At 66.9% G+C, this 4795-nt stretch carries 5 protein-coding genes; all 5 read left to right on the top strand.

The features are described 5' to 3' along the window. Window positions 1-835 (top strand): phosphopyruvate hydratase (gene eno, locus ACOJSF_RS06320; RefSeq protein WP_420141373.1); only part of this gene is annotated, 835 nt, incomplete at its 5' end. Between the two features lie 108 nt (window positions 836-943). Further along, window positions 944-1600, top strand: coding sequence for an RBBP9/YdeN family alpha/beta hydrolase (locus ACOJSF_RS06315; protein ID WP_420141372.1), 657 nt, complete (start codon window positions 944-946; stop codon window positions 1598-1600). Between the two features lie 101 nt (window positions 1601-1701). Beyond that, entirely contained in the window at window positions 1702-2031 is a 330-nt protein-coding gene (locus ACOJSF_RS06310; protein ID WP_420141371.1) for an FtsB family cell division protein, read from the top strand. An 87-nt stretch (window positions 2032-2118) separates the two neighbouring features. Next, window positions 2119-3183: a pyruvate dehydrogenase (acetyl-transferring) E1 component subunit alpha gene (gene pdhA / locus ACOJSF_RS06305; RefSeq protein WP_420141370.1), complete on the top strand. Its 1065-nt coding sequence runs from the start codon at window positions 2119-2121 to the stop codon at window positions 3181-3183. 13 nt (window positions 3184-3196) lie between these two features. Next, window positions 3197-4627 carry a pyruvate dehydrogenase complex E1 component subunit beta gene (locus ACOJSF_RS06300; RefSeq protein WP_420141369.1) on the top strand — a complete coding sequence of 477 codons (1431 nt, stop codon included), beginning with the start codon at window positions 3197-3199 and terminating at the stop codon, window positions 4625-4627. Window positions 4628-4795 lie beyond the last annotated feature (168 nt).

Genomic DNA, 4795 nt, shown 5'->3' with positions numbered 1-4795 from the left:
CATCGTCAACGGCGGCGCGCATGCGGACAACCCGATCGATTTCCAGGAATTCATGATCGTGCCGATCGGCAGCGAAAGCCTGCTCGAAGCGGTTCGCTGCGGCACCGAGATCTTCCACACGCTGAAGAAGAAGCTGCACGACAAGGGGCTGGCGACCGCCGTCGGCGACGAGGGCGGGTTCGCGCCCAACCTGGCCAGCCCGAAGGACGCGCTCGATTTCATTATGGGGTCGATCGAGGCGGCGGGCTACCGCCCGGGCGAGGAGGTCGCGATCGCGCTCGATTGCGCCGCGAGTGAGTTTTTCAAGAACGGCGTCTACGATCTGGAAGGCGAGGGGCGGAAGCTGTCGCCTGCCGAGATGGTCGACTATCTCGCCGAACTCGCCGCCGCCTACCCGATCGTCTCGATCGAGGACGGCATGGCGGAACAGGATTGGGACGGCTGGAAGCTGCTGACCGACAAGCTCGGCCAGAAGATTCAGCTCGTCGGCGACGACCTGTTCGTCACCAATCCGAAGATCCTGGGCGAAGGGATCGAGAAGGGTCTCGCCAACTCGCTGCTGGTCAAGGTCAATCAGATCGGCACGCTGTCCGAGACGCTGGAAGCGGTCAGCCTCGCGCAGCGCGCCGGCTATACCGCGGTCATGTCGCACCGCTCGGGCGAAACCGAGGATTCGACGATCGCCGATCTCGCCGTCGCCACCAACTGCGGCCAGATCAAGACCGGCTCGCTCGCGCGGTCGGACCGGCTCGCCAAGTACAACCAGCTTATCCGGATCGAGGAGGAGCTGGGGTCGATCGGCCGCTATGCCGGGCGCGCGTCGCTCAAGCGCTGAACCGGGGCCTTTCCAAGCCGGGCTAGGGACGCCACAACGCGATCTGTATTCTCCTGCTCTGGAATAGGGAATAACGTGTGCCCATCCTTGGGGAAAGGAGTTGGGCGCATGTTCACGGGCGAACGCAATCTCTCGCCATTGGTGCTGCTGGTGCCGGGCTTGGGCGATTCAGGGCCGGGCCACTGGCAGAGCGAATGGGAGCGCGAACGGCACGATTGCCTGCGCATCCAGCTCGGGCTGTGGGATGATCCGCAGCGCAACGTCTGGATCAGCCGTATCGACCATGCGGTGGGTGCGGCGCAGGGGCCGGTGGTGCTGGTCGCGCACAGTCTCGGCTGCCTCGCGGTGCTGTGGTGGGCCAGCCTGCTGGGCGAAGGCGTGCGCGGCAACGTGGTCGGCGCGCTGCTGGTGGCGCCGCCCGACGTCGATCGTCCCGGGGCCGATTCGCGTATCGCGCGCTTCGCGCCAGCGCCGCAGGGTCGCTTGCCGTTCCCGGCTTTGCTGGTGGCGAGCGATAATGATCCGTGGTGCACGCTTGAGCGCGCGGGGGAGCAGGCCGGTGCCTGGGGCGCGGCCCTCGTGACTTTGGAAGGCGCCGGGCACATCAACGCCGAATCCGGGCTCGGTGAGTGGGCGGAGGGGCAGGCCCTGCTCGCGCGGCTGCTTGACGGGCGGCGCGAACCGGCGACGGAGCGGACGCCACGGCCAAGCTTCGTCCATCCGATTCGCACCTTGCCGGACCGGATCGTGCCGGCCCGGCGCTGATCCGCAGGCGCATCAGCGCTTCCGGCTGGGCGGCGTTCCCCGGCTAAATCCGGCGGCCTGCGCGGCCGCCACACCTTTTTGCTTGAAGCCGTTGGGGAATCGTGATTCTCCTCGCCGTGACGATGACCCGCCGCCCGACCCTTGCCCTGCTCAGATCGGCCGCCGGCCCGGCGATCGCCTTGTTCGTGATCGCTTATTTCGCGGGCGCGGCGATCGTGGGTCCCAACGGGCTGATGTCGCTTGCGGGATATAAGGATCAGGCGCGTGAGCGGGCCGAAACCTTGCGCGTGCTGGCCGATCGGCGCGCCAAGCTCCAGCATCATGCCCGCCTGCTCGCGCCGGGCCGTGTCGACCCCGATTATGCCGAGGAATTGGTGCGCCGCCAGACGGGGCAGGTCGCGCCTCAGGACCGCATCATCCCCCTCGACTAATTTTGTTACGGGGCAGGCCGTTGCGGCGGTGCACACGCTGCGCCTATAGGGGCCGCGTTCCTTAGCGCCGCAGGAGAGAGACCCGCCTTGGCCCGAGCAGCTAAATCCGCACTTTCGCAGGCTTCGGCCGGCGCGCCCCCGGCGACGCCCAATCGCGAGCGCCCGACCGATCCTTTGCCCTATGACGCCTCGAAGGAGGAGCTGCTCGAATTCTATCGGCAGATGCTGCTCATCCGCCGGTTCGAGGAAAAAGCCGGCCAGTTGTACGGCCTGGGCCTGATCGGCGGCTTCTGCCACCTCTATATCGGTCAGGAGGCGGTCGCCGTCGGCCTGCAGTCCGCGCTCACGGTCGGGCGGGATTCGGTCGTCACCGGCTATCGCGACCATGGCCATATGCTCGCCTACGGCATCGATCCAAACATCATCATGGCCGAGCTGACCGGCCGCGCCGCCGGCATTTCGCGCGGCAAGGGCGGCTCGATGCACATGTTCTCGGTCGAACATGGCTTTTACGGCGGTCACGGCATCGTCGGCGCGCAGGTGTCGATCGGCGCGGGCCTCGGCTTCAAGCACAAATATGCCGGCGATGGCGGCGTGGCCCTGGTCTATTTCGGCGACGGCGCGGCCAATCAGGGCCAGGTCTACGAAAGCTTCAACATGGCGGCCTTGTGGAAGCTGCCCGTGATCTTCGTGATCGAAAATAACCAGTACGCCATGGGCACGAGCGTGAACCGCGCCTCGGCCGAGGACCAGCTCTACAAGCGCGGCGAGAGCTTCCGCGTTCCGGGCATCCAGGTCGATGGCATGGACGTGCTCGCGGTGCGCGGCGCGGCCGAGGAAGCGCTCAAGTGGATCGCCGACGGCAACGGCCCGATCCTGCTCGAATTCAAGACCTATCGCTATCGCGGCCATTCGATGTCCGATCCGGCCAAGTATCGCAGCCGCGACGAGGTCCAGTCGGTGCGCGACAAGTCCGACCCGATCGACCATCTCGCCAAGATCCTGGCCGAAAAGGGCGTGAGCGAGGACCAGCTCAAGGCGCTCGACAAGGACATCCGCAAGATCGTCGCCGACAGCGCGGCCTTCGCGGAGGAAAGCCCCGAGCCGGAAGTCGCCGACCTCTATACCGACGTCCTCGTCGACACTTATTGAGTGCTGAGAGAACATGCCGATTGAACTCAAGATGCCCGCGCTCTCCCCGACGATGGAGGAGGGCACGCTCGCCAAGTGGCTCAAGCAGGAAGGCGATTCGGTGAAGTCCGGCGACGTCATCGCCGAGATCGAGACCGACAAGGCTACGATGGAATTCGAGGCGGTCGACGAAGGCACGCTCGCCAGGATCGTCGTGCCCGAAGGCACGGACGGGGTGAAGGTCGGCGCGGTGATCGCGCTGATCGCGGGCGAGGGCGAGGATGTGTCCGCCGCCGCCGCCTCGTCGGCTCCGGCCGAGGCCCAGGCGGCGGCCGAGCCGGTCGAGACGCCGGCCTCGCAGAAGACCGAGATCGGTGGCGAGGGGGGCGAAGCCCATGCGCCCAAGATGGAGACCGGCGCGCGCGATCTGGTCGCGACGGTGGTCGACACGCATGTCGATCCGGAAGTCCCCGCGGGGACCGAGATGGTCCGCACGACCGTCCGCGAGGCGCTGCGCGACGCGATGGCCGAGGAGATGCGCTCGGACGAGCGCGTCTTCGTGATGGGCGAGGAAGTCGCCGAATATCAGGGCGCGTACAAGGTCACGCAGGGGCTGCTCGACGAATTCGGCGCCAAGCGCGTGATCGACACCCCGATCACCGAATATGGCTTTGCCGGCATCGGCACCGGTGCCGCGATGGCGGGGCTCCGCCCGATCGTCGAGTTCATGACGTTCAACTTCGCCATGCAGGCGATCGACCACATCATTAATTCGGCCGCCAAGACCAATTACATGTCGGGCGGCCAGATGCGGTGCCCGATCGTGGTCCGCGGCCCTAATGGCGCCGCCGCGCGCGTCGGCGCGCAGCACAGCCAGAATTACGGGCCCTGGTATGCCAGCGTCCCTGGCCTGATCGTGATCGCGCCATATTCGGCGGCCGATGCGAAGGGTCTGCTCAAGGCGGCGATCCGCTCGAACGACCCGGTCGTGTTCCTGGAAAACGAGCTGCTCTACGGCCAGTCGTTCGACGTGCCGAAGCTCGACGATTACGTCCTGCCGATCGGCAAGGCGCGCGTGGTCAAGCCGGGCAAGGACGTGACGCTCGTCAGCTACACGATCGGCGTTGGCGTGGCGCTCGAAGCGGCCAAGACGCTCGCCGAAGAGGGCATCGACGCGGAGGTGATCGATCTGCGCACGCTGCGTCCGCTCGACAAGGGCACGGTCCTCGCCAGCCTGAAGAAGACCAACCGCCTCGTGGTGATCGAGGAGGGCTGGCCGACCTGCTCGATCGCGTCGGAAATCGCGGCGATCGCGATGGAGGAGGGCTTCGACGACCTCGACGCGCCGGTGCTGCGCGTCACCAACGAGGACGTGCCGCTGCCCTACGCCGCCAATCTCGAAAAGCTGGCGCTGGTCACCCCCGCCCGCGTGGTCGAGGCGGCGAAGAAGGTCTGCTACCGCTGATCGACCCCGTCGCGCCCGCGACGGACCTGGCCGATCCCGAACGCGCGCTGGCGGTGGCTCATGCCCCGCCGGCGTCGCGCGCGGCGCTGACCGCGCTCTTCCTGCTGGACGAGCGTTTCGCTGGCATCGTCGCCACGACGACCGAGCCGATGATCGGGCTGATGCGTC

Origin of the sequence: Sphingomonas sp. (genome assembly GCF_048594985.1) — a bacterium.
GTDB lineage: Bacteria > Pseudomonadota > Alphaproteobacteria > Sphingomonadales > Sphingomonadaceae > Sphingomonas_I.
The sequence above is the reverse complement of the archived record's forward strand: the minus strand, read 5'-3'. Positions and strand labels throughout refer to the sequence as shown.